At 47.9% G+C, this 25,145-nt stretch carries 17 protein-coding genes, 2 tRNA genes and 1 pseudogene; 13 read left to right on the top strand and 7 right to left on the bottom strand.

Translation table 11 applies throughout. The annotated features are described in order from the left end of the window. The first annotated feature begins 21 nt into the window (after positions 1 to 21). Genes Mcas_RS18750 through Mcas_RS13935 form a run of 3 tightly spaced genes read left to right on the top strand, consistent with a single transcriptional unit; the run spans position 22 to position 1,758 of the window. Positions 22 to 480, top strand: a complete 459-nt coding sequence (locus tag Mcas_RS18750) for an MOSC domain-containing protein (protein ID WP_040336161.1) — start codon at positions 22 to 24, stop codon at positions 478 to 480. Further along, positions 477 to 977: a MogA/MoaB family molybdenum cofactor biosynthesis protein gene (locus tag Mcas_RS18745; protein WP_040336160.1), complete on the top strand. Its 501-nt coding sequence runs from the start codon at positions 477 to 479 to the stop codon at positions 975 to 977. The genes Mcas_RS18750 and Mcas_RS18745 overlap by 4 nt, the downstream gene beginning before the upstream one ends. Before the next feature lie 16 nt (positions 978 to 993). After that, complete coding sequence (locus Mcas_RS13935) at positions 994 to 1,758, top strand: cytochrome c biogenesis CcdA family protein (RefSeq protein WP_040336159.1); 765 nt, start codon at positions 994 to 996, stop codon at positions 1,756 to 1,758. 181 nt (positions 1,759 to 1,939) lie between these two features. On the opposite strand, the gene Mcas_RS13930 is transcribed toward Mcas_RS13935, so the two are convergent. The 4 genes from Mcas_RS13930 to Mcas_RS13915 form a co-directional block, all read right to left on the bottom strand. Continuing rightward, a complete protein-coding gene (locus tag Mcas_RS13930; RefSeq protein WP_040336158.1) occupies positions 1,940 to 5,596 on the bottom strand; it encodes an AAA family ATPase in 3,657 nt (1,218 codons plus the stop codon). Between the two features lie 1,010 nt (positions 5,597 to 6,606). Continuing rightward, positions 6,607 to 6,678: transfer RNA gene (locus Mcas_RS13925), tRNA-Lys, on the bottom strand. Between the two features lie 132 nt (positions 6,679 to 6,810). Further along, on the bottom strand, positions 6,811 to 8,688 hold the full coding sequence (gene dxs / locus Mcas_RS13920) for a 1-deoxy-D-xylulose-5-phosphate synthase (protein ID WP_040336157.1): 1,878 nt from the start codon (positions 8,686 to 8,688) through the stop codon (positions 6,811 to 6,813). A 47-nt stretch (positions 8,689 to 8,735) separates the two neighbouring features. Beyond that, entirely contained in the window at positions 8,736 to 9,614 is an 879-nt protein-coding gene (locus tag Mcas_RS13915; protein ID WP_040336156.1) for a polyprenyl synthetase family protein, read from the bottom strand. A 369-nt stretch (positions 9,615 to 9,983) separates the two neighbouring features. Between Mcas_RS13915 and Mcas_RS13910 the strand changes: the two genes are divergently transcribed. Continuing rightward, on the top strand, positions 9,984 to 11,450 hold the full coding sequence (locus Mcas_RS13910) for a sigma-54-dependent transcriptional regulator (protein WP_052567497.1): 1,467 nt from the start codon (positions 9,984 to 9,986) through the stop codon (positions 11,448 to 11,450). A 350-nt stretch (positions 11,451 to 11,800) separates the two neighbouring features. Here Mcas_RS13910 and polA read toward each other — a convergent pair whose 3' ends face one another. Together polA and crcB are read right to left on the bottom strand one after the other, a co-directional pair. Continuing rightward, on the bottom strand, positions 11,801 to 14,368 hold the full coding sequence (gene polA, locus Mcas_RS13905; protein WP_040336155.1) for a DNA polymerase I: 2,568 nt from the start codon (positions 14,366 to 14,368) through the stop codon (positions 11,801 to 11,803). A 46-nt stretch (positions 14,369 to 14,414) separates the two neighbouring features. Then, a complete protein-coding gene (crcB, locus tag Mcas_RS13900; RefSeq protein ID WP_200873709.1) occupies positions 14,415 to 14,777 on the bottom strand; it encodes a fluoride efflux transporter CrcB in 363 nt (120 codons plus the stop codon). A 187-nt stretch (positions 14,778 to 14,964) separates the two neighbouring features. Between crcB and Mcas_RS13895 the strand changes: the two genes are divergently transcribed. The 6 genes from Mcas_RS13895 (at position 14,965) to Mcas_RS13870 (ending at position 20,264) form a co-directional block, all read left to right on the top strand. After that, a complete protein-coding gene (locus tag Mcas_RS13895; RefSeq protein ID WP_040336154.1) occupies positions 14,965 to 15,993 on the top strand; it encodes a rod shape-determining protein in 1,029 nt (342 codons plus the stop codon). Between the two features lie 111 nt (positions 15,994 to 16,104). Continuing rightward, positions 16,105 to 16,797, top strand: a complete 693-nt coding sequence (gene mreC, locus Mcas_RS13890) for a rod shape-determining protein MreC (RefSeq protein ID WP_162176335.1) — start codon at positions 16,105 to 16,107, stop codon at positions 16,795 to 16,797. Continuing rightward, positions 16,763 to 17,257 (top strand): rod shape-determining protein MreD, encoded by a 495-nt coding sequence (gene mreD, locus Mcas_RS13885; RefSeq protein ID WP_156033390.1) that lies wholly within the window; start codon positions 16,763 to 16,765, stop codon positions 17,255 to 17,257. Before mreC ends, mreD begins: the two co-directional genes overlap by 35 nt. Next, positions 17,257 to 19,026: a penicillin-binding protein 2 gene (gene mrdA, locus Mcas_RS13880; RefSeq protein ID WP_052567495.1), complete on the top strand. Its 1,770-nt coding sequence runs from the start codon at positions 17,257 to 17,259 to the stop codon at positions 19,024 to 19,026. Before mreD ends, mrdA begins: the two co-directional genes overlap by 1 nt. A gap of 12 nt (positions 19,027 to 19,038) precedes the next feature. After that, on the top strand, positions 19,039 to 20,163 hold the full coding sequence (gene rodA, locus Mcas_RS13875; RefSeq protein ID WP_040336151.1) for a rod shape-determining protein RodA: 1,125 nt from the start codon (positions 19,039 to 19,041) through the stop codon (positions 20,161 to 20,163). A 27-nt stretch (positions 20,164 to 20,190) separates the two neighbouring features. Next, positions 20,191 to 20,264 (top strand) — tRNA-Met (locus tag Mcas_RS13870). 302 nt (positions 20,265 to 20,566) lie between these two features. Here Mcas_RS13870 and Mcas_RS13865 read toward each other — a convergent pair. Continuing rightward, a complete protein-coding gene (locus Mcas_RS13865) occupies positions 20,567 to 21,745 on the bottom strand; it encodes a tyrosine-type recombinase/integrase (RefSeq protein ID WP_162176334.1) in 1,179 nt (392 codons plus the stop codon). A gap of 1,135 nt (positions 21,746 to 22,880) precedes the next feature. On the opposite strand from Mcas_RS13865, the gene Mcas_RS13860 reads away from it, so the two are divergent. From Mcas_RS13860 to Mcas_RS13845, 3 genes and pseudogenes are all read left to right on the top strand, one after another. Further along, entirely contained in the window at positions 22,881 to 23,039 is a 159-nt protein-coding gene (locus Mcas_RS13860; RefSeq protein WP_156033389.1) for a hypothetical protein, read from the top strand. A gap of 603 nt (positions 23,040 to 23,642) precedes the next feature. Beyond that, complete coding sequence (locus Mcas_RS13850) at positions 23,643 to 24,743, top strand: hypothetical protein (RefSeq protein WP_040336147.1); 1,101 nt, start codon at positions 23,643 to 23,645, stop codon at positions 24,741 to 24,743. Positions 24,744 to 24,814: 71 nt separating this feature from the next. Further along, positions 24,815 to 25,145, top strand: a pseudogene (locus tag Mcas_RS13845) (IS5/IS1182 family transposase); the annotation flags it as partial.

Below are 25,145 nucleotides of genomic sequence, written 5' to 3'. Positions count from 1 at the left end.
GTTTATGCTATACTAAATTTTATGGTAAACAAGACAGGTAAGGTAATATCGATCAACACGAGCGAAAAGACGGGTCAGAGGAAGAAGCCTGTAAAGTTGGCTAGTCTGCTTGAGAACTATGGCATCGAAGGAGATGCCCATGCCTCCGGTAAGTGGCACAGGCAGGTCAGCCTGCTTGGCATTGAGAGTATCAAAAAGATGCAGGATGTGGGGCTTGACGTCACATGCGGTGATTTTGCCGAAAACATCACCACCGAGGGCATCGAACTAAAGACGCTCCCCATTGGCACCCTGATGAGTATTGGCGACTCCATAGAGGCAGAGGTCACGCAGATCGGCAAGGAGTGTCACAGTAAGTGCGAAATATTCTACCAGGCAGGACAGTGCGTCATGCCTGAGGAGGGGATATTTGTCCGTATCCTCAAGGGTGGAACGCTCTTGCCGGGTGCCTCAATAGAGATACATGAACTCAAGTCATGAACCCAACTAAGATAACGGCGGCGGTTGTTACGGTCAGTGATAAGGGTGCAAGCGGACAGAGGGTTGACGAAAGCGGTCCCGTAGCAGTTGAGCTCCTCAGGGGGATTGGCTGTGAGGTGCTTCACTGTGAGATCGTACCCGATGAGCGGGAAATCATCCGGCAGACCCTGATCAGACTCGCAGATACCGTAGACCTCATCATAACCAACGGTGGCACGGGCTTGTCCCCCAGGGACGTAACCCCACAGGCCACTCTCGACGTCATTGATCGGGAAATCCCCGGCATAGCCGAACAGATCAGGGCAGAGGGAATGAAGTTCACCAGACGCTCGATGCTCTCACGTGGTGTAGCTGGCGTGCGTGGTGCGACCCTCATAGTCAACCTCCCCGGCTCTCCCAAGGCCGTGAGAGAGAACCTCAACGTTGTGTTGAACGTAATCCCCCACGCTGTGGAAAAGATAAAGGGCGGCATGGCTGACTGCGCCAGAAGCGATTAGAGACAGGAACTAATCCGTGACGACTGAGATATCATATCCGCTTGCCTTTGTGGCTGGCGTGTTTTCTTTTGTTTCGCCGTGTGTGTTGCCGATCTTCCCCAGTTATCTGTCCTTTATCACCGGCCTTACATTTGAGACCCTCACGGACAATCACGACGGTGTAGCCGCACGCCTGGGCAAGCGACATGTCCTCGTTACCACGTTGACGAATTCACTGGTGTTTGTTGCCGGGTTTAGTTCAATATTCATGGCGCTGGGGGCGTCGTCGTCGTTGGTGGGCAGCTTCTTCCTGGAACATCAGAAGTGGATACGGATATTGGGCGGGGTTGTCGTTATCTTGTTTGGGTTATTTATAGCGGGATTCCTTAAGATGGACTTCCTGCAGAGAGAGAAGAAGTTGCACATTAGCAATAAACCGGCCAATCTGCTAGGGACGTACTTTGTCGGTATGGCCTTTGCTGCCGGATGGACACCCTGCATCGGTCCAATCCTGGGTACCATCCTCCTGTACTCGGCAAACGTCAACGCTACCGATTCAACTGCTTCGGCGACCTATGGGCTAAAGCTCCTTGCCGTTTACTCAATTGGTCTGGGCATACCATTTGTTGCCTCTGCCCTGGCCCTGAACACCTTCCTGTCGTTTTCGAGGAAACTGCTCAGGCATATGCCCACGATAGTGAGGGTAAGCGGCGTTGTCTTGATCCTATTTGGGATGCTCCTGCTGACCGACAACTTCAAGCTGCTGTCAACCATCGTACCAGACCTCGGTATCAAATGGTAAGATATAACGTATCCTCTTAAAAAAAATGGGGTCAAGGGGACTTCTTCGTGGCCGGGGTGCCTCACCCCTCCCCTTGCGGGGGGTTCTGGAAGGGGGGCGGAGCCGCCCTTTCTTTCTTGCCTTAAAGTATAGTCACCATGAAATATAAGATACGATATAACCATGCACGCAATTGCTGTGCCTATGCCCTGCTGCACCCGGGGCCGTTGATGGTGCTTCGGCCTCCTGACCTGGGGATAACCTGTACCTGGGTGCTGAAACGTTCTTTGAGTACCGCCACGTGTGATATAATGCCAATGACCTTTCCCTCCTGCTGCAACTGTGCCAACGTCTCGATGGCAGTTTCGAGGGCATCCTCATCAAGCGTACCGAACCCTTCATCGAGAAAGAGCGAGTCTATCCGCACGTTGCGGCTTGCCATACCCGACAACCCCAGGGCCAGAGCCAGACTCACGATAAACCCCTCTCCGCCGGAGAGATTCTTCGTCGAACGCACCTCGCCCCCCTGATAACTGTCGATGACGTTGAGTTCGAGGGGTTGGACGTCGCTGCGCACAAGCAGGTAGCGGTCTGTCATATTCTGCAACTGACTGTTGGCGTGCGACACCATGACCTCAAAGGTCAGCCCCTGCACAAAGTTGCGATACTTCTTACCATCGGCTGAACCAATCAAATCATGAAGGGCATCCCACCGCAAAAACTCCCTCTGCTGGGACTCTATAACCGCCAGGTGTTCTTTGTATCTGGTCTGCCTTACCTCATCTTCAAGGAGCTGTTGACGGATGCCACCCAGCTTCTGCTGTGCCTCCTTAAGATGCACCTGGCACTGTAATGCCTCTTCCTGCAAGACATCGTGCGATTGATCGGTTATGGCCTTGTCCCGCTCAACGCTTAACGCAGTGTCCTTGTCCCTGCGGCGGGTTTCAAGCTCGGTCTGTTCCCTCTGCAGGGATTCCTTGCGCTGTGACAACTGCTGCCGCTGCTGGTCGGTCATGCAGGCAGCCTGGTAGTCCTGTTCATCGACAAACCCCGCCTGAACCAGACGCTGCCTCAACCCCTGTTGAGCTACGGTCAACTCCTCCGTGCGTCCCCCGATGGCATCCCCCAGGGAGGCTATACGTGCCTTTAGCGTGTTGACGGCCTCCTGCGCACCACCGTGCAACTGCCTGGCCTGCTCCAGTGACCTCTCAGCCTCTGCAACCGCCTCTGCGTAACGCTTCTCCTCTTCATCGGGCACCTTTATCCCGTAGAGGGCAGAACGTTGAGCACTTAATTGCTCTATCTGCACTGCCAGTTCATTGTGTTGCACGCCACGCACCTGCAACTCCTCGTCGAGTTTCACAACAAGCGTTCGTTGGGTCTCCAGGTCGGCGTTTATGGTTGTAATGTCCCTCTGGATGGCCTCCCGTTTGGCCTGCTTGACCTGCCACGTATCGCGCCTGCGTGTGAGGGTCTCCTCGATTGTCTTGAGTACCCTGACGGAAACCTCCGTTATGCCGTATGCGGTTACATCCGTAAGTGCCCCGTTGCAGGCAACAGACAACTGCTCGGCCAGCGTTGCACACTCAACCTCCAGGCGTTTGAGGTCACGCTCTGCCATCTGGTGTCTGTGTCGGGTCTGCTGAAGGGCCTTGTCGGCTTCGTTAAAGGACGTGCGTGCGGCATCCAGCTTCTTCTGCAATGCCTTCTGCTGCTTTTCCTTCTGCTCGACGTCCTTTATAATAGCGGAGGTCTCATCAATTGAGCGTTGCGTGATGACCATCTGAGCCTCCAGACCGGATGCAGACTCAATCCCAAGACCGACAAAGGCCGCAGAACACTGCCCTTGATCAGCCCTCAGTGCCGCACTCTCCTTGTCGGAGTCACGCATGACCTGACTGATATCTTTCTCCGTCCCGGCACGCCTCACCCGAATGTCTGTAAGCAAGGCAGAGACGTCCTTTAACGCCTCCCGGGCAAGGGTCTGAGCTGACTGAACCTCATCGATTGCCGGAACGTTGCCGCGGGCATAGGGGTGCTCGGTTGCACCACACAGGGGGCAGGGCTTGCCATCTTCAAGGCGCTTGCGTTCGGCCTCAAGGTCATGGATGCGGCTCAACAGCATCACCTCACGCTCCAGGTGATTGACCTCCTGCTGGAGGCGCACCTGCTCGACGCTCTTTACCTCAATCTCACCAACAAGCCGTGATAGTTGCGTCTTCAGGGTGTCGTGATGCCTCCTTAGTTCCTCCAGCGTCTTGGTTGCTGCGTTGATGCGTGTCAGCACCAGTGCCGTTTGCTCTATGAGGGTCTTGCGCTGTCTGAGGGTATCGAGTTCAAGGCGCCATTGGCCTGTCTCACGTCCACCAAGAAGTTGATTGACGGCCTCCGTCAACTGGCTGTGTTGTTGTTGCGCAACAGAGAGGGCATCGCGTGAGGTTTCGTATCTGGTCTCTGCCGTTGAACACTCGGTTATAGCCGCATCCCTCTCCCCGGATGTCCGTGCGTGTGCCTCAGTGGCCTTGTCGTTTGCTGCATGGAGGTGGCGTATGGTCTCAAATGTTTTTTTGATCCCTGCAAGGTCTTCAACCAGTCTGGCATCGGTGGCGTGGTCGGAGAGGTAGTTTTCGATCTCCTGCAGTGCGACCTGAGACTTCTTCAGTGACTCCTGCCCCTGCGTAATGCGCTTGCTACATATCTGTTGTTGTCGCTGCACCTCCGTGATGGCCTTAGTCGAGGCATCCATCAAGGTGCGCTTGTCAACAATTCTGGTGTCCAACTCCCGGACCGTCTTGATGACCTCCGCTTGGGCCATTTGCGCAGAGCGGGCCTGTTGGAGTCTCTCCTGGGCGGTCTCTCTCTGTTGCAGTGATGCGTTCAGTGCGGTCTCCTGCAACGGCAAGTTTGAGAGGGCGTCATCGAGGTCTTTCTTCAGCTTGTTGTACTCCTGCAACAACGCAACGGTCTTGACGTAGTCGCCTTGCACGGACAACGCCCTCATGGCCCTGTCCAGGCGCATCAGTTCCGGTTCAAACACCTGTTGTCGTTGCATCAGCAGTTGCCACTGTTGCTCAAGCGTTGTCAATTCTCCCTGCAACGCAGATATGCCCTCAAGCCAGGTCAGTGCCCCGCGCAGCGTCTCAATGTGTGAGCTGAGGTCGTGTGCAACTGTCTGTGTCTGTTCAAGGGCGATGTGCAACTGTTGCGCTTCGTCGTTGCTCATCAGTTGTATGCCGGCTTGTGTTGCCTTGAGGTCTCTGAGCTTGTCGCGCTCTGTCTGCCAACGCTCGTGGACGGTCATTGATATCCGACTGTATATCTCCGTGCCGGTAATCTGTTCCAGGATGGGGGAACGTTCATCGGGCGGTGCCTGCAAGAAGGCTGCAAATCCACCCTGTGCCAGGAGCATGGAGCGCGTGAAACGGTCAAAGTCCATGCCGGTTTTTTTTTCTATTTGTCCTGCAACGTCTCTGAGTTTGGTTTCGATGAGTCTTCCGGTTTTGGCATCGGATATCTCATGCCTTGGGGACTGGAGTTCGCCATCGTATTTCATGCGTGCCCGATGTTGGCTCCAGTGACACATAAAGGTGCCCTCCTGAGTCTCAAACACCACTTCAGCCATGCACTCGGCCCCCTGGCGAGACATGATTTCGTTGGCCCCCTTTGTGACCTTGCCCAGGCGAGGCGTTCGTCCGTAGAGCGCCAGACATATGGCATCAAGGATGGTGGTCTTGCCCGCACCCGTCGGCCCGGTAATCACAAATATCCCGCTGTTGGCATACGCAGGGTGTGTAAAGTCGATCACCCACTGTCCCATCAGCGAATTCAGGTTCTTTAGTCTGACCTTCAGTATCTTCATACGAAAAAAAAGGGAAAGAAGGAGGGCGTCTTGTGTCCGGGGTGCCCCACCCCCTCCTCAGACCTCCCCTGCAAGGGGTGGGGCGAGCCGCAATCTTGTCGCAGCGGGTCGCACCCGCCCCGGGCACGAAGAAGCCCCCTTGATCCTAATAATGCTCGATCCTTATGTTGTGAATCTTTGTGTCCATCTATTTTTTATTGCTTTTAATTTAGCATTACAGGGTAGTATTTGTCATCTGCTCCTAATTGTGTCATAATTTTTTGGTAGTCCTGTAGAGGTAGTGATGCATGTAGACTAAACCCTCATTATTCAATAGTCCATGAAAATGAACATCACCTGCCCTTTGCACTTCTGGATTCCTGCTTACGCAGGAATGACATAGACGAGCTAAAAAAGCCATTCCCTGTCATTCCCACGAAAATGGGAATCCATCTTTAAAAACAGCATTAAATGCCTGATTAGGAAAAACCATCAAAGGATAGTATCACTACCTCTACAGGACTACCTAAAAAACCATGAACTTGGCACATTTTTAACCCAAAGATGCGAGCCTGGCACTGATGCTTATACAATGAAGTTTCATTCAAGAGTAGCTTTTGTCTGAAATGGCACAACCAATTGCACCAATAGTGCCTCATAATATGTACATGTTATTTGTGGACAGAACCTAATTCTATCTGAACCTATCGCTTATCTTTCTATATCACACCTCAATAAAATGTAGCTTATTTAGTAGCTACCCTTGCATGTGGTAGGATGCTCAACGTCTTTGCCGATTCCACGCCGGTTTGCTTATTTAGTCGCTATTTGATCGGTGGGTGCTTTTTGGGTGCAGCGCGTCAGGTGTTTGCACGAGGGAAAACAACGGTCTCCGTCGGCCAGGGGTGCTAGCTATTTGCACGCATTCTTGCATCTACTGTTCGCAATATGCGAGCAATTTTGACACCCTGTGATACCGTATGATACCCGGTGATACTTTGGGGATTGGCTTAATCGCTGGATATTGTAGATGCGCCACGAAGGATTTGAACCTTCAACCAACGGATTAAGAGTCCGCTGCTCTGCCGTTGAGCTAGTGGCGCATACATGTTAATTATACATGACAGATGCAGGATTGTCAAACTATTTTTATGTTGCCTTTAATAATTTCTTATAAGGGGTGACAACATATCCATCGGTGTAATGGCAGATATATAGGATTTTTTGTGATTTTCTCATACATTCTGCCTCTGCTGCAATAGCGTGGTTGCAGCCTTACATATGCCATCGGCATCGAGTTCATAAATGTGACGTAAGATATCCTGTCGCCCGTGCTCTACAAACACATCAGGAATGCCTATGATTTTTACCGTTACATCTGTTATGCCTGCCGAGTTTAAATACTCAAGGATAGCACTGCCAAAACCTCCGGCTATTACGTTTTCTTCTATCGTTATGACACACTTTATGCGCTTAAATAGAGATAAAAGGAATTCGTGATCAAGGGGCTTTATAAATCTCATGTTTACAACCTCTGGCTCAATGCCCTCTGCCCTGAGAGTCTTTGCTGCCAGAAAGGCGCTTAAGACGCATTGACCGATTGCCAGAAAGGCTATGTCCTTACCTTCCATGATCACCTCAGCCTTGCCATACTGCACGGGTAAGCAGAACTCCTCCATATCCTCGCCTACACTATCCCTGGAAAATCTAACGGCAGCAGGGAGACCTTGATTTATGACGAGTTTGAGCATTTCTGTTAATTCAAAGCCGTTTTTAGGTGCCATTATGCTCAGGTTTGGCACATGTCTCAGATAGGAGATATCAAACAGTCCCTGGTGCGTTGGGCCATCCTCTCCCACTATACCGGCCCTGTCTATCGCGAAGATTACGGGCAGCTTCTGGAGACACACGTCATGCACAATTTCATCATATGCCCTCTGAAGAAAGGTTGAATACACAGCCACTACCGGCCTCAGACCCTGCACCGATAACCCCGCTGCAAAGGCCACAGCATGAGGTTCGGCTATGCCCACGTCATAGAATCTTTCAGGGAAGCGTTTGGCAAAGGTCTCTAGCCCCGTTCCTTCGGTCATGGCGGCCGTTATTGCTATGACCCTTGGGTCTCGTTCGGCAAGCTCCACCATGGCCTGACCAAATAATTCGCTAAAAGAAGGGAGTGCCTGGCACTTCTTGGACTGGCCAGTGTCAGGCTCAAAGGGGCCAACCCCATGAAAGGTACACGGGTAACGCTCGGAGAACTCATACCCCTTACCCTTTCTGGTTATTATATGCACCAGTGTTGGACCTGCAGAGTCCTTGATACACTCAAAGGCATCGATCAGTTTCCCTAAATCGTGACCGTCTATTGGGCCTATATACGTAAAGCCAAGCTCTTCAAATAACATCCCGGGTAGGATGAAGTACTTAAGCGTGTCCTCGGTCTTCTGTGCGATCCGCGAGACGTGCTCTCCGACCTTGGGGATAAACTCGATGAAGCTCTTTGTTTCCTTTTTAAATTTCTTGTATATGTTGCACGTCATTATCCTGGTCAGATACGAGGAGAGGGCACCCACGTTTTTGGATATCGACATCTCATTGTCATTGAGCACAACGATCATGTCTTTTTTGAGGTGTCCGGCGTGATTGAGTCCCTCAAAGGCCAGCCCACCCGTCATGGCGCCATCGCCAATGACCGCTATAACCTTAAAGACCCTGCCCAGGCGCTCTCTGCCCTCCACAATCCCCAGTGCAGCCGAAATCGATGTCGAACTGTGCCCGGTCCCATAGGGGTCATGCGGACTTTCCTCCCTCTTGGGAAATCCCGACAGGCCTCCGTACTGTCTGAGTGTGGGGAATCTGTCGAGTCTGCCCGTTAAGAGCTTATGTGGATAGCTCTGGTGTCCGACGTCCCAGATGATCTTGTCTATAGGGGAGTTGAACACATAGTGCAGCGTCAGGGTCAACTCGATCACGCCCAGGTTTGAAGCCAGATGCCCTCCGGTTAAGGAGACCTGTTTGATGATCACTTCCCGAATCTCCTGCGCCAGGTCCTTAAGTTCCTCGATGCAGAGGCGCTTGATGCTTGCCGGGGTTTTTATCTCATTTAATCGCATAAGTTATTGTTTCGTCCCTTCCGTTTTGATCGTTGATTTTATGTTGCCTAGTTGGTCCTTTTTGTGAGATATATTGCTATTTCTTTGAGCCAGAAGGCTTTTTCACCCATCGGTTGTATTGCATCCAGTGCGGTAGCAATGAGGTCTTCGGCGATGATTTTGGAACGCTCTATGCCGTATAACGCCGGATAAGTCATTTTGTCTCTGGAGTTGTCAGCCCCCTTTGTTTTCCCTAGTTCCTCGGTGGTGCCGGTAACATCCAGGATATCATCAACCACCTGAAAGGCCAATCCAATGCCTTCACCATAACGCTTAAGTGCCTGAAGTGTTTGCTCATCGGCCTCTGAAAGTATACCCCCAATAATCAGAGATGCCCTAATCAGGGCAGCCGTCTTATTGCGATGTATAAACTCAAGGGTGTCTATCTGCGGAACCTTACCCTCTGAAATTATATCCATAGCCTGACCCGCCACCATGCCATAGAGTCCCGCAGCAGCAGAAAGCTCCCTGATGGCGGCAAGCAAGGCACTCTCAGAAACCTTAGTGCTGTGGCTAAACATGCCAAAGGCCTCCGTCAACAAGCCATCCCCCGCCAGTATGGCAATGGCCTCGCCATATACCTTGTGATTGGTCGGTTTACCGCGCCGGAGGTCGTCATCGTCCATGGCCGGGAGGTCATCGTGTATCAGTGAGTAGGTATGTATCAACTCCAGTGCCCCTGCCTGCGGTAGTATATCCTGCCCGTCACCGCCACATGCCTCATATGCCGCCATGCACAACACCGGACGTAACCTCTTGCCACCGGCAAAGACCGAATACTTCATCGCATCATCCAAAACAACCGGCTGGATACTGTCGTTGAAGTATTCCAGCAGGAAGTTCTCAACTATTCTCTTTTTTTCATCTAAATATACCTTTAATTCCATTTATCTCAACCCGTCCAAGATAACGGGGCCTCTCGGCCCTGCGTTTTTTTATTTTTTGACCTATGAGCTTAATTCTGCTTAAACGCTCAACCTCATGACACTCATATTTACTATTATAGCATAAAGGTTCCATCTAAAAAGCATCCTCTTAAAAAGCATTAGTCACCATGAAATATAAAGAGGATACTATTCAGGCAATTTTGATATCCCAAAAAACTCGAATCCGAATAAGTATAGCCCTGGAAGTTGAACTATTATGGTGTTACCAATTTGTAGTATAATCATAGGGTATGGACAAGAGTTTGTATATAGATTCAGGATTGAGAGCTACGTGGTCACGGGCACTGGTGGAGGAGCTGAGGGGGGGCCATGTGCAACTTTTATGGCAAGGGTGCCTCACCCCCTGGAGCGGAAAAGAAGGCAGCGATGGCAGATATAATCTTAGTTGATGACGACCTTGGTCTCTGCCGTTCCCTGCAAATGCTCTTTGACAAGGATGCCCACAGCGTCAGTATCGCACACACGGGCACACAGGCCATCGCCCTCATAGGCGAAAACAACTACGACGTCATATTCACAGACCTCAAGTTGCCAGATATAAACGGTCTGGAGGTCGTAGCCTTTGCGAGGAAGCGACTGCCGGTGGCGGAGATCGTCGTCATCACCGGTTACGCCACCATAGAGACGGCGGTGGAGGCCATAAAAAGCGGCGCCTATGATTATCTGACCAAACCCCTGTCAATTGAAAAAGTCCGGATCACGCTCAAGCGTGTTATGGAAAAGATAGCCCTCACGCAACAGGTAGACCTCCTGCGCCAACAACTACAGGACTCCTTTTCGTTATCGCTGCCGGATGTCCCGGTGTCGTTTGAGAGTATGGTGGGGCGCAGTCCGCGGATGCAGGAGGTATTTAAGATAATCCGGCAGACAGCCCAGGGTGACAGCCCCGTGCTGATTACCGGTGAATCGGGCACGGGCAAGGAGCTGGTAGCCAGGGCCATACACTTTAACTCACAGCGGTGCGACAATCGCTTTGTTGCCGTAAACTGTGCGGCGTTTTCCAGGGAACTCATAGAGTCGGAGTTGTTTGGGCATGTAAAGGGTGCCTTTACCGGAGCGATCAAGGACAAGATGGGGTTTATCGAAATGGCCTCCGGCGGAACATTGTTTCTGGACGAAATCGGTGAGACCACGACGGAGTTTCAGGCCAAACTACTGCGGGTGCTCCAGGAGGGGGAGTACTACAAGGTCGGTCACGCCTCTGCCTCCAGGATGAATGCGCGGATAGTATCGGCCTCAAATCGCAACCTGGAAAAGGCCATTGCCGAAGGCGTCTTCAGAAAAGACCTCTTTTACCGTCTCAACGTCATAACGATTGAAATCCCGCCACTGAGGCAGAGGCGCCAGGACGTCCCGCTGTTGGCGTACCACTTTATGAAGAAATATGCCTCCGGGTTGACCGCCAACAAAAAGGTAACGGACATCGCCCCGGAAACCATAGAGGTGTTGATGCAGTACGACTACCCCGGAAATATCAGGGAACTGGAAAACGCACTCGAATACGCCGTCACCTTTACGCATGGCAGCCAAATAACCCCCGCAGACCTGCCTGCCTCCATTACCAGGGGGGTGACTCTGCAGGTGCCTTCAAAACTACCACAAAAGCCCCTGAAAACTGCCCTGTACGAATACGAAAAGTTGCTCCTGACTTCGGCTCTCAGTCACTGCAACGGTAACATATCAATGGCCGCCAGGCTCCTGGACATAAGTCGTCAACGTCTCCAGCAAAAGCTCAAGGAGTTCGCCCTAAACCCTGAAGACGTCAAGAAAACATGATTACATCTATATGATAGCTTTCATTAAAAAAAGCGCACCACTGCCGCCCTGTTTTTGAATCAGGTAAAAAAAGAGAAATATCAAGAGTTTAACACGCTATCAGCGTGAATGCCAGGAGGTTTTAAAAGATAACTGAAGAACGTCTCCCAATCAGGAAAAATTATTGTGATAATTAAAACCCGCATGTGATCCCATAAATTACGCTTACTCCCGAAATCTTTTCTGTACTGCTGATACAATATATCACTGAGTTCAAATTTGGCTCTTTCTAAGGCTTCATTTCATGGTGAATGGAACTATGCTATAGCACCTAATTGTTCAAGTTAATTATGGACAGTTACTTGTCTTCCCTACCGATGGGCCTCTGCCCAGTTGGGGCCGACCCCGACATCGACCTTCAGCGGGACGGATAACGCCACGACTGCCTCCATCTGCTGTACGACAAGCGCCTTTGTTGTGTCAACCTCAGCCTCGGGCACCTCAAAGAGCAGCTCGTCGTGTACCTGAAGAAGCATCCTGGCACTGAGTCCGCTTGCCACAAGGGCACTGTAGACGTTTACCATAGCCACCTTGATTATGTCTGCGGCGGACCCCTGCACGAGGGTGTTGATGGCAAGACGCTCGGCCTGCGTGCGACGATTGTGGTTGCTGCTGTTCAGATCAAAGATTGGCCGCCTCCTGCCCTTGAGTGTCTCCGCAAACCCACGTCGCCTGGTCCCTTCGATAACCCTGTCGATATACGATCTAACGCCGTCGTGCCGCTGAAAAAAGGCGTCTATGTATCGCCTGGAGTCCTCGTGAGATATCTTGAGTGCATCGGAAAGTCCATGGGGGGACATGCCATAGATTATGCCAAAGTTGATCGTCTTTGCAATGCGGCGCATATCGGCAGTCACCGCACCTCCCTGGACGTTAAAGACCTCCCGCGCTGTTCTGTCGTGGACGTCCTCGCCCGCAACAAATGCCTCCACGAGTGAGACATCGCCACTGAGGTGCGCAAGGACTCGCAGCTCGATCTGCGAATAATCGGCACTCAACAGACAGTTCCCGGCTTCGGCCACAAAGGCACCCCTGAGCTGCTGCCCCCAGTGACCCGAAACGGGGATGTTCTGGAGGTTTGGCTCCGAACTGCTCAACCTGCCGGTGGCCGTAGTGGTTTGATTAAAGGTCGTATGAAGCCTGCCGGTGGCGGGGTTTACGTAGGTTGCAAGGGTATCCAGGTAGGTGTGTTTGAGCTTGGCAAGTGCCCTGAATTCGATTATCTCTGCGGGTAGTTCGTGCCTGAGTGCCAGGGCCTCCAGGACGGCATTGTCTGTGGAATAACCGGTTTTTGTCTTTCTCTGTGTCGGCAATTTGAGCCTCGTAAACAATACCTCACTGAGCTGCTTGGGCGAGTTGATATTAAACTCCTCCCCTGCCAGCATGTAAATCCGACGCTCGATGCTTGCCATCTGTTGCCCGACCTGGGTTGACAGGTCACTTATCAACGTTGTATCGAGCTTTATGCCGTTGGCCTCCATATCCCTGAGGACGTAGACCAGGGGCATCTCAATTTCGTCGTAGAGACCTAGCAAACCGGCCTCCCCAAGCCTCTCAAAGAGCACCTCCCTGAGTCTGAGGTTGACAACGGCCTCCTCAGCCAGGGTGCGGACCGGGTTGAGGCCTGTTCCGTGATCGTAGGCCAGATATTCGGTCAATATATCGACGAACCGGTGTGCTTCCCTGTTGGGATTGAGCAGATAAGATGCTATCATCGTGTCATAGAGATAGCCCACCGTCTTGATTCCTATGCGGGCAAGGACATGTAGAACGCCCTTGATGTCATGGCCGACCTTTGGCACATCGCTCAACAGTGGATTCAGGACATCCCTCAATTGCATGTTGTCATCCGTGTATTCAGCGTAATATCCGGTCTTACCATCGACTGCCAGGGCTATTGCAGCGGGGTTGTTGGCAGAGTCCGTGGCGACCCTCAAGGAGACAAGTTGTAGCGTCGAGACCTCAAGCGAACCCATGCCCTCTGTACCGGTAACTATCTCAATATCAGTCTTTGATTCAGTTAAAGCCTCTGCGGGTGGGATGAATCTCATAAAGGACGCAAACCCGTACTCGGTAAAAAGTGCCATCAGCCTGATGCGGTTGGGCTTTCGCTCTGCAAACAGGTCGTCAACGTCTACCTCCATTGGCAGGTCTGTGTCGATTGTCACGAGCTGTTTGCTCAACCTGATGTTGTCAACGTTTTCGAGGACAAGGTTTCGGATGCGTTTGTTGGCAATCTTTGAGGGATTGTTGATAAGTTCATCGAGGGAGCTGAACTGTCGCAGGAGTTCAACGGCCGTTTTTTCTCCAACGCCCTTGACCCCCGGGATGTTATCGGAGGCATCCCCGGTCAACGCCATGACCTCCGTTACCCTGCCCGGTGGCAAACCAAAACGCCGGATTACGTGTTGCACGTCGAGTTCAACGTCCTTGACCGGGTCATATATCCGTATGCGAGGCTCCAGCACCTGCAGGAGGTCCTTGTCCGAGGAGACAATGTAGACGTCAGCCCCCTCAGAGGCAACCCTTTTGGCAACGGTGGCCAAGATGTCATCGGCCTCAACGCCCGGGATTGCGAAGGTCTTGACATCCAACGCCTGCAGGATATCCCTGATGGGTGCCAGTTGTGCTATCAGTTCATCGGGGGGATGGGGGCGTTGGGCCTTGTATGCGGGGTAAAGCCTGTGTCGTTGCGTTGGCTGTGCGCTGTCAAAGGCCACGGCTATGGCAGCGGCATCCCTGTCCTTTATTAGTTTAAAGAGCATGTTGACAAAGCCGTATATGGCATTTGTCGGAAATCCCCTCGAGTTGCTCAGATTGCGTATCGCAAAAAACGCCCTGTATATATTGGCGGTACCGTCTATTAAGTATAGAGACATGTCTGATTCTTTTTGGCCATGTATAAAAGGATTTAGAGAAAAATTTTTAGTGCAGCCTTGCCATTGCCTCGCCCATCCTCAGTGCAATAAAGCCTGCTATGACACTGCCTATCACGTTTAACACCGCAAGGACGAACTTCCCGTCACTGACAAGCACACCGGTTTCATGCTCAAAGGTCGAAAAGGTGGTGTATGCCCCCAGGAAACCTGTGACAAGGAGCATTCTCCATTGCGGATTTACAAACAGTCGCTCCGCAAAGAGTGCCATCAAAAGACCAATCAGGAAGCTGCCGCTGACGTTAATAACAAACGTGCCTACGGGAAATCCCCTGCTGTAGCGCTGAATAAACCAGCCAGCCAGCATGTAACGGGCAATGGCACCAAAAAATCCGCCTATACCCACAATCATATAGTTTATCATACCTTCGGGTTACTTGCAATATTATACACCTATTTGTTACTATTTTGTAAATGACTATTGTTGTGAACATAAAATTCTTACCGCGTGTAAAAGCTGCCGGCAAGAACAAGGACATAGATGAAGAAGCATGATGCAATGTTTGTGACAGATCAACTGTGAGGGTTAAGGAGGTAGGATGCTGTTTAGCAAGTTTTTGGGATTGTTCTCCAATGATCTGGCGATAGATCTGGGGACAGCCAATACACTGGTATATGCAAAGGGCAAGGGCATTGTCTGTGATGAGCCTTCGGTGGTGGTCATGAGACAGGACAACAAGAAGGTGGTGGCAGTGGGGGCAGAGGCCAAGAGGATGCTGGGCAAGACCCCGGCCAATATTATGACAATCCGACCAATGAAGGACGGCGTTATAGCAGACTTCAATGCCGCCGGTGAGATGCTCAAGTACTTTATAAAGAAGGCGCACAATCGCAAGAGCTTTGTCTCTCCTCGTGTGATAATAGGTGTGCCATCGACGATTACGCTCGTGGAGCAGCGTGCGGTGAAGGAGGCAGCAGAGGCCTCCGGGGCACGTGAGGTCTACCTCATTGCCGAAACAATGGCAGCGGCAGTGGGCGTTGGACTACCCATCGACGAACCCTACGGCAACATGATTGTAGACATCGGAGGGGGCACTACCGATGTAGCCGTTATTTCGATGGACGGCATCGTTTACAGCAAGACTGTCAAGGTTGGCGGCGATAAGATGGACGAAAAGATAATCGTACACGTCAAGGAAAGATACAACTTCATGATAGGCGATAGGACAGCCGAACAAATAAAAATAGAGATCGGTTCAGCCTACAAGATAAATGGAGAGGAAATCACCATAGACGTTAATGGTAGAGACCTCATATCAGGTATCCCCAAGACGGTCACCATCAGGGAAAACGAAATAAGAGAGACACTGAGCGATCCGGTAAGTATAATAGTGAGCACGATAAAGGTGGCCCTGGAAAACACACCTCCCGAACTGGCCTCCGATATAGTGGACAACGGCATCGTGCTTGCCGGTGGCGGTGCGCTGCTGCGTGGGCTTGACTCTCTGATCATCAAGGAAACCGGATTACCGGTCATTGTGCCGGAGACGCCGTTGACGGCTGTTGTCATGGGTGTTGGCAAGATGCTGGAGGACCTGTCGTTGCTCAGGAGAGTTGCCGTTACCTGATGGTAAAAAAAAGTCGCTTTACTATTTCTATATATATTTCTTGTCACAGTGCTGATGTCTTACCAAAGCATCAGTGGCCCTGTAAGGCCACTCTTTTATCTGAGATATCCCGTGCAATACCTAAATGAGGCCATGTACAACATAGTCAAAAAGATTAAAGGGCCGTTTGTTACAATGATAGTTGTGAAACAGGAAAATGTACGCCTCAGGCAAGAGCTGCAGACGTTGCTGCTGCGACAGGAGGCATTCAAGGAACAGGTACAGGAAAATAACAGACTGAGGCAGTTGTTTGACCTCAAGGACGTCACCCCCGGCTATGTCGCCACGGCCAGGGTGATAGGTAAAAACCCCAGCGCCTGGTCACAAACAATGCTCATTAACAAGGGGGCACTACAGGGGATAAAGAAGGACATGGCGGTGAGGTCTTCAAAGTGTCTCATTGGCAAGGTGATGCAGGTTGACAAGCACCACTCCACGGTTTTGCTGATAACGGACGTACATTCGTCGGTGGCAGTGAAGGTGCAGACAAGCCGTCTGGAGGGTGTTGTCTCCGGCACAGGGCAGAGTCTGTGTACATTAAAATACATACCGCAGGATGAGACCATAAAGGAAGGAGATGTCTTGATTACCTCCGGCTACGATGCCATATACCCACCAGGCATACCCGTGGGTAGTGTAAGCTCGGTGGAGAGGTCGCAAACGGGTATGTTTCTCAACATTGAAGTTGCACTCTGTGCCACCCCTTTTAAGGTTGATGAGGTAATGATAATTGACAGGACAGACGATGCAATTACGGGCCATTAAGGACAAGGCGTTGTGGCTGCTCCTTGTGATGTCTGCCATAGTCGTTGATGAGAATTATTTTTTTGAGTACCGGTTTAATTTTACACTCCTTGTAGTATTCTACCTTGGGGTTAAGTGGAACATATCGAGGACGTTTCTCTGGGCCTTTGTGGTAGGACTGATACTTGACAGCATATCGATGAGGCTGATAGGGCCTAATATACTCTCAAAGGTCACAGTAGTTTTTTTGACGCATTTCTTCAAGACGGGGATATTCAACCTTGCCTCGATGTTAAGTGCGATTCTTTGTTTTTTCTTTACGATAATCGATGCCGTCATAGTGTATACGTCCTTGTCACTTTTTGACGCCAGGCCAACGCAGCCTGTGGTGGCCTTCAGTTTGATATCGTTTCAGGCCATTACAAACAGCATAATGGCCTACTTTCTGTTTGACAGGGACGAAAGTGAGGAGCAGGCGTGATGCAGATAAACAGAGAGTATTTTATAAGATTCACGACCGTGGTAACATATGCTGTAATAGGTATATTTACGTTGTTGACTCTGAGGCTGTACTATATGCAGATACTCAAGGGCAGCGACTACAGGGATGCGGCGGATTCTAACCGTGTGCGTGTGGTGATGCTGCCTGCTCCGCGCGGAACCATCTATGACCGCAGCGGTGTTGCACTTGCAACAAACAAACCATACTTCTATGCCTCCGTGATGCCCGGTACAAAGGGGCTGAACACCAAGGCCCTTGCCGCCTTGCTGGAGATGGATGAGGCAAGGTTGCAGCAACGGCTAAAGAAGGAAGATAAGGCGGTCTTTAACACGCTGGTGCTCAAGGAAGGTCTTAGCTTTCAGGACGTCCAGCGCATAGAGGCCAGAAGGTCAGACTTCCCGGGTGTAATCGTGGAGACCAGTCTGACGCGCAACTATGTCTACGGCAGCGTTGGTTCACACATAATTGGTTATCTGGGCAAGCCTACGAAGGCGCAATTGCAGGATGACTACAGCGAAGACATTACCCCCGATACCTTCGTCGGACAGTGGGGGGTGGAGATGCTGTATGATAAGAAACTAAGGGGTATACCCGGTAAACAGATAATAGAGGTTGACGCACTCGGCAGACAACTGAAGGTTCTGGAATACATCAAGCCGGAGATGGGAAGCGACATTACTCTGAGCATTGACATAGAACTACAAAGTATCGCCGAGGAGTTGTTCAATGGGAGGACTGGCGCGCTTGTGGCCATAGCGCCAAACACTGGTGAGGTGCTGGCCCTCGTCAGTCTTCCCTCTTTTGATCCAAATGACTTTGTCATGGGCATAGATTCGGATAAGTGGGCCCTACTGAACAAGGACAAGCAGACTCCGTTACTCAATCGGGCGATGCAGAGTGCCTATCCTCCGGGGTCGATATTTAAACCGCTGGTGGCAATAGCGGCTTTGCAGGAGGGGGTCTTGTCCCCGGAGTTTGATCTTTTTTGTGACGGTGCGCTGGAATATGGCAGTTGGTCGTTTGGTTGTTGGAAGCGACATGGACACGTTGCGCTGCACAGGGCGTTGGTGGAGTCCTGTGACATGTACTTCTACGAGGCCGGCAAGCGCCTTGGCATAGACCGGATTGCCAAGTATGCCAAGGGTTTTGGACTGACACAGAGGACCAACCTGGGTATTGCCGGCTCCCTCGAAAGGGAGGGTGTGATGCCATCTGTGGCGTGGAAAAAAAAGCAGCTTGGAAAGCCCTGGTTCCTGGGAGAGACGTTTATCTCCTCTATCGGACAGGGGTTTGTTTCTGTAACGCCAATGCAGGCGGCAATTATGACCTCCATGATCGCCAACAACGGGATAAAATACCCCATTTCGATCCTTAAGGAGGCTTCCCCCCCTGTTGCCCTGAGTCGGCTTGATATAAGTCCGGAACACTTTGCCGAGGTCAAGCGGGCACTCTATGGTGTTGTAAATGAGCCAGGAGGCACCGGCTCTGCCACCAGAAGTTCCATTGTCGGTATAGCCGGAAAGACCGGTACGGCACAAGTCATAAAGGGCAGAGTGAAGAGCGAACATCAAAAGGAGGACTTCAGAGACCACGCCTGGTTTATAGCATTTGCTCCCTATGAAAATCCCACCATCGCCCTGGCCATCATTGTCGAGCACGGTGGGCATGGCGGCAGTGCTGCGGCTCCCGTTGCCAAGGGCGTCATAGAGACCTATATCAAAAAAAACGGCTACACGCCATCGTTATAGCCACATTGTCTTATGCCTCTGCCGCGGATTAACAGAAAGTATCTCAAGCTCTTTGACTGGTACACGCTGTTGTTGCTGCTGATTATCAGTCTTACCGGGGTGTTGACCGTATACAGTGCCACCCGACCGATACTGTCCTCCCTGCAGCCCAACTACTACCTCAAGCAGCTCTTATGGATTGCGATAGGTCTGGTGTGTCTCTTTGCGATGGTCCTGTATGATTATGTGTGGTTAAAGAACTTTGCCTATGTCCTGTATATCTTTGGCCTTTTGATGTTGGTACTGGTCTTAATGGTGGGTAGGAGTGGTTTAGGAGCCCAGCGGTGGTTTGATCTGGGGATATTTAGTTTTCAGCCTTCGGAGTTATTCAGGGTGATCCTCATTATTGCGATAGGCAAGTATATGAGTTCGGTCAAGGGGCAGCTTACAAAGTGGACTTTTATCGTTTCGACGGTCATATTTGCCCTCATTCCTTTCACCTTAATCATAAAGCAACCACATCTGGGAACTGGATTGATCTTGTTGGCAACGTATTTCTTTATGGCGTTGTCCAAGAAGATAGAGAAGCGTATTGTCACCACCCTTGTGGTTGCCGTGGTACTGTTGGCCCCGCTGTTGGGCAAGCCCATATGGAATAACCTCAAGGACTATCAAAAAAACAGGATCGTGGCCTTTGTCGATCCATCGCGAGACCCCAGGGGAATTGGTTATCAGATAGAGCAGTCCAAGATCACCATAGGCTCTGGTATGATCGTTGGCCGGGGCTATTTGAAGGGGACACAGGGGCCATTGAAGTTTCTGCCCGAAAAACATACGGACTTCATCTTTTCGGTCTTTGCCGAGGAGTGGGGGTTTGCCGGCAGCCTGGTGATATTTTTACTCTACCTGTTGCTGTTCCTGCGTGGGATTGACACCGCCATTAAGGCAAAGGACGACTTTGCAAGTTATGTGGCCATTGGGATCACGTTTATGTTGTTTCTGTATTTCCTGATCAACATCGGGATGGTCATCGGTGTGATGCCGGTAGTGGGGGTACCGATACCTCTTATGAGCTACGGGGGTACATCTATAGTGACGAATTTCCTGGCAGTTGGCATATTAATAAATATTCGTATGAGGAGACTGGTATTGCTTTGAAAGATATGTTATAATAGATTTAGTAATGGCGGTGTAGCTCAGTCGGTCAGAGCATGCGGCTCATATCCGCAGTGTCCGGGGTTCAAATCCCTGCACCGCCATCTTTAGACCAGCTTATTTCAAGGATTTACAACACCCAAAAATACCCCTGTTGACGGTCCGTTGACGGTTTTTGTTGACGGTTCATTTTTAGCGATAGGTCCACTAGGTTGAGAGAGGGAATTTTATCCTCGCCGATATGGTTCCTCGGTAGACAAAAATATCCCCTCAGACTAATGGTCAGGGGTGATTTCTTGATAGCACTTCTATCCCCTATTGCAAGGAAGATAGAGGATAGAAGCAATACTAACTGGCTTTAAAGCAATGTAGATGAGTATTTTAGTAGTTGGTTAGTGCGCTTTTCTTAGGATTTACCCATTTTTATAACCTCAGCCTTTTCAAATATCTGTTTTTGTGCTATTACATCGAGATGTGTATATTTTTCTGTTGTCTTGGCATCGGCATGTCCTAAGTAATCTCTTATTACCATTATGCTCACACCAGCTAAGATAGCATTTGTAGCCACAGAATGGCGTCCCGCCTCATAGATAGAAATATCTATCCCTGTTTTCCTTCTGGCTATCATAAAAATATCCTTCAAACGTGTTCTTGAATAATGCTTATTCGTGTGCGGGTTTAGGAATACAAATGCCTCCGGTAAACCCCTTTGAAGAGACTGCAATGCTTCAACAACGTATGGATGCAATAACCTTGGCTTTACATTTTTGCCTTTGGTTCTTTCTACTATTTTAGCATCAGAAAAGGTTCTTCTGATTACTACCATTCCCTTTTCAAAATCAACATCCTTCCACTTTAGTGCTCTTGATTCTGATGGCCGTACTCCTTGTAGTAGGGTAAAGGTAAAGATTGCTCTGTGTTCATCTGGAATCGCTTTGAGAAGCTTTAATTGATTCTCGGCAGTAGTCCACGCCGGTGATCTCTCAGAAACTGTGAGACTTGGGAAAATAGGGACTTTAGCGATGATTTCATCTCGAAGCAAGATGTTAAAGAAGTGTTTTAGTGCATCCATAATGTTTTTTATCGTTTTTTCACTCTGTCTAGGTAATTGGTTGTAGAATTCTCTGATTGTTACAGTCCTAATTTCTCTTACGTCTTTACCTTTGAAGAAGGAGAGGTAGTAATTTTGGGCATATCTCTTTAATATAGCAAGATACGAGATAGCGATATTACCCTTTTCTTCCTCAATTTCTTTCTCCTTAAGAAACTTCGCGATCTGTACCTCGAAATAGAATTGGGTGTAATCGGAGATGACATAAAGCGACGGCTCGAAGGCTTGATTTTCGATTTCGTACTGTATCTTATTCAGGAGTGTGTAGGCCCTGCTGTATGTATCGAGTGGTTGCCCTTGTCTATCAGAGCCAATTCGTAATCGTTTCCCCTTCCAGAACAGATCAATAAAGAACCTCGTTGGGGTGATTTGACAGGATACGCATCCATAGCCGAGTTTATTGATGTGGATAAACTCTTTTCCGCATTTTGGGCACTTGCTCTGTCGTGAAATAGGTCGTATTGTCCCTTTCATCTTTACATCTACCTGGGACCCAAGGTAGCATGTTAGATCGGCGATAGTCAAGCATTTTGTGTCCATATTCCTAGCCTTTCGGTAGGCCGGAACATTCACCAGGTCGCTACGTATTTTAATTTAAGTATTTTGTGCAATAAAAATACTGCACGTGTGTTATCAATCGGCGTTGCTAAATAATAGTTCAGTATCTATAATCGCATATTACCTCCCCGTTAAATCCCCTTCTAATAAAGGTTTAAGTAATTGTAGCTTTAAAATAAACACCATACAATATTGTTAAGAGAAATTATAAACTTTAATATATAACTTTGTCAAATACTATTTCATTTGATCCAGTTGCATAAATACATCCAACAGGTCTATAATAAATTATGATTACCGCCTCCGCTTGAGAGGGGATTACGATCCCCTCGCCTTCTATATATTAGCCAGCCAATTTAACCCTCTGTTATACAAGACACATAGGGCTGTGCAATATAGCCCTGTTTTTTACCGGACTAGGTTAGAGCTAAATGGGATAAGCATCTTGTATAGGATTGATATGGTAAGGTATAATTTATTACCTGGCGTCTACATAGAGGTTATAGGAGAGACTGAACAACCCGACCTCCTATCAATTGCCCCGAAGTAGATTAGTAAGTATACATTGGTAGTATCTGTCCAGTTAATAGTTGCTTGTAGACATTGGTACCAAGCCACTCTATACAGAATATTGCATAGGATTAGTTATAAGAGGTCTGTTTTTTAGGGGTACTTATACCTATAGTGATGCTAAAAAACCTCTTAAAAGCAGTTCTACGAAGGCATCTTCTCTCATATCAGGGTGCATCTATAAAAAATCCCCTTGGTATGCTGATTATAATTGAGGCGAGCAATTTGATTAAGGGGATTATAACCTCTTCAAAGCGATCATAGACATCCAAACTGTTACTCTCGCTTTAAGAGATGTGCGAATATTGGGAGATGAGGGCTTTTATAAAAATAAATAATAAAAAACTTGACAAGCTGTTTTCTATTTTGGTATACTTAAAAAGATTTGAGGTGAAAAAATAGTTGATTAAAAAATATAGGGTATTTTGTATTTATATAAGGTATGACAAATACAACTAAAATTATTATAAAAGGAGTACAAATGAAAATAATATCAATACGACTTAACGAAGAGGATATAAAGCATTTAAAGCTTGAGGCTTCTAAACTACGTTTAACCTTATCTGCTTTAATAAGGATTAGGGCATTAGGCTTTGACTTGAAAAATAATGGAGGTATTATAGATAACCTAATAAAATAAAAATATGTGTTGTTACAAAAAAATAGTTTTTAACTATCTGAAAATTAAAGAGGTAACTAAAATATGATATTTGAACATAATTTAAGATTAATAAATAGAAAAAGGCAAATAGAACTACTTACCACAGGACTAATTAAGGCCAACTGGCGGGATATCTCCGTACTGGAATTATCAAAGTTATCCATAGACAACCCTCTTCTGCCGATTCATTTTATAAAAAAGCTATACCGGCGTGGGTTGATTGATTACGAATATATCTGTAAAACTGGGATTTATCATATAAAAACGCCATATCCAGAGGTGATAGATCTTTATGAGAAACTCATAAATAACACTCAATAGTAATTATTATAGATTATTAAATCAATAGAAAGGAGTATAGATATGACTTGATATAATTTTATTGGAAAAATAGATGCTATAAATAAATAAAGATGATTTTTAATCATTAAAAAAATAGAAAAATACAATAGAAAAGGGTTTGGGTGCGGGATTGGAGATACCCCGCACTGGGAAATATATGCTGTTATAATAAATACTTTTTTAGAAAATAAACCACGCAATATATTTCCCTCCAATTCCTTTTAAATAAGGGATTAAAAAATGGCTCAAAAAAATTATTTCGATGTTATAAATTTTATTAGAAAAGAATACAACGACGGTGATGATTTAAAAAATGAATGGGTTAAACGTAGATGTAGTATAAATCCAGAAAAACATAAGTCAGGGATTGATGAACATCCATCATTATCAATACATACTGAAACAGGTAATTTTAACTGTTTTGTTTGTGGGGAAAAGGGCAAGCCTGAAAATTTACTCGTTTTCAGCAAGAAGTGCAGTGATGTTAAAGAAGCGAAGGATTATCTAACAAAGAACTATCCTATAATTAGAAAAGAATACAATAGAGATGAGATTTCTGATGAAGATATATTAGAAATATATGCCTACAGAGATATTGATAATTCTGTAGCTTTTGAGATACTCAGATTGCGTCCTAACTCAGTAAAGTTTGATAATGATCCTAAACCATTCAAATGTAGGAGGTATAATTCAAAGAAAAAATGTTATGAGTATAATATGCACGATGTTAAAAGAATTCCTTATAACTTACCCAATATTATTTCATCTCAGTTAGTTTTTAAGGTCGAAGGAGAAAAAGATGCAAATACTTTGATTAAATTAGGTTTTATAGCAACAACAAATACGTTTGGTGCAAATGGGTGGACAAAAGAACTTAATAAATATTTCAAAGATAAAGATGTAGTAATCTTACCAGACCAAGATATACCCGGCGAACGCCACGGTCGAATAGTTGCAACTAATTTGCACCATATCGCCAGGTCGATTAAAATAGTTAATATTCCAGATGCAAAAGATATAAGCGATGTCGTGGAACTTTTAACGGAGCAGGGTAAGTCTTTAGAAGAGATTAGGGAATACATATTATCATATATTAGTGGAACAAAAGATTGGGTATTTACATTTGACAATGCATTATTTAATCCAAGTGAATATATCGTAGTTGGTAAATTTAAGCCTAAATTGTTAGGAGATGAAATATTAAAGGATTTCTATTTTTTAAATTGCGGTAATACACTATATCATTATAAGGATGGTATCTTTATTAGAGATGGTGAGAACGCCGTCAAATCTTATGCTCAAAAAATATTGGATATAGAGAGCCTCTTGCAAAACTCCTAAACTAAACCTTTTTTAGTTCTCTTTGTGCTATAATATAACACCTAAATATAATAGATTAAAAGGAGAACATAATGTTATTAGAGAGTATATCATGGTTAGCAGGAAATATACAACGGGTACTGTTCCCAGAGTTGGAAGAAATACTTACCGATCCAATAACCAAGAAACAAAAGCAGTTAGTTACAATCCTGGAGATAGTTCAGATAGAAAGACATATGTGGTGGGTAGACAGTCAATGCATAGGTCGTAAACTCAAGGAGAGGTATGCAATTGGCAGAGCGTTTGTAGCCAAAGTTGTCTATAATTACCCTACGACAAGTCTTTTGATAGAATCTCTAAAAACGATGCCAAATCTGAGAAAGATATGTGGATTTGCTAAAATACAAGATATACCATACAGAA

The organism is Candidatus Magnetobacterium casense (genome assembly GCF_000714715.1).
GTDB lineage: Bacteria > Nitrospirota > Thermodesulfovibrionia > Thermodesulfovibrionales > Magnetobacteriaceae > Magnetobacterium > Magnetobacterium casense.
The sequence above is the reverse complement of the archived record's forward strand: the minus strand, read 5'-3'. Positions and strand labels throughout refer to the sequence as shown.